Below are 1,411 nucleotides of genomic sequence, written 5' to 3' on the forward strand. Positions count from 1 at the left end.
CTTGCCGCAATATTTGGCGGGCGCATCATGGCCCGCTTGCAGCCCCTGACCATTGTGCATGTCAAACATGGCAAAAACTTCCGTACACCTAAGGGCATCGAAACCTTGTGGTGACTTGACTACGTCCACCAGCTCAGACTGAAGACCTACAGAGACGGCCTATGCGCGCTGGGGCGGGGCGCGCACGGCTGGTCAGACGGGAACCCAGACGTCCCCATCTTGACGCCAGCGCTGCACGCCTGTGCGGCCCACAACGGCCAGGGCTGGCAGACCAAACAGCGGACATAGCTCTTCCCCCTCGGCAACCCTTGGAGAACGGTTCACAGGCTCCCCAGTGGCGTCGCGCCCCTCCTCCACTTGGAAGCAAAGTACCGTTGTGCCCACCTTATTCCGTCACAGGCCCCCGCACCACTGACGGTATGCTGCCCGCGTGACCTTGTGGCAACTGGTAATCCCTGTCCTGGTGGGCATTGTTCTGGCGTTCATCTGGTGGGCAGGCAAGGCCATGCTCGAAGGTGCCCGCGAGGGCGTTCAGGAGGTCAACGAGGAACTGACCCAGGAAAAGGCCGAGCGTGAAGCGCAGCAAGCCGAGCAGACGACAGCCCGCCAACAGGTGGTGGAGACGGCGGCCCTGTCTCTAGGTGAAGCTGAGCGCTTCGCCCTGAACCTGCGCGCTCCCTTCGCTCAGCTCTGGATTCAGATTTTTGAGGACGCCACCTCGGGCCGCCCGCTGGAGTATTTCTACCAGTTCGTGCCGCCAGCGGGAAAGGAAGACGAGTTGCGCCAGTCCCTGGTAGAGGGCTGGGACATCACCGATCACGCCTCGGCCATGTCCAGTCTGGCCTGGCTGCTGGACAGCGGCCACCGCGCCCCCTATCAGGCGGTGCGTCAGCAGTTGCAATCAGGAAATGGGACGGGTGACCTCAACAAGCGCCTGGCCGCCGTGGTGGGCAAGTGGGAGGGTGAGGTGGGCGAGGTAGGTGGACTGGCCTTCGATCTGGCGCGGGCGGCGGACATCGCCGCGCAGAGCGTGGCGCTGGGCTACCTGAGTGAAGCGCAGGGCTGGCGGGTGCTGGGACAGTGCCGTCAGATGGCGCGGGACGCGGCATTCCAGGACTGGGCACACTATGGGCAGAGTTTCCGGGCAGGAGCGGAGTTCTGGAAGTCAGGGGGGGTCATTGATGGGGTCAGAAACAAGGGCTATACCCAGACGGTGCGCTGGCTTCTTGAGGACGCCGACAGCCCCTGGCTGCGGGACCCCTGGCCCACAACAGGCCGTTTGCCAGAACGGCATGACGCCCCCAAGGTGGACACGCCTGATACGGACTCCGATTAAATATTTTACAATATATGCCATGAAGTCCAACGCTTTCAGTCAACCTCTTCAACATGACGCCGCCGATTTCTGGCA

General features: G+C 62.6%; 1 protein-coding gene. It reads left to right on the forward strand.

Features of this window, described 5'->3' with window-relative positions:
• The first annotated feature begins 430 nt into the window (after positions 1 to 430).
• Complete coding sequence (locus Q319_RS0123580; protein WP_029484803.1) at positions 431 to 1,336, forward strand: DUF1266 domain-containing protein; 906 nt, start codon at positions 431 to 433, stop codon at positions 1,334 to 1,336.
• Positions 1,337 to 1,411 lie beyond the last annotated feature (75 nt).

Origin of the sequence: Deinococcus marmoris DSM 12784, from assembly GCF_000701405.1 — a bacterium.
Taxonomy (GTDB): domain Bacteria; phylum Deinococcota; class Deinococci; order Deinococcales; family Deinococcaceae; genus Deinococcus; species Deinococcus marmoris.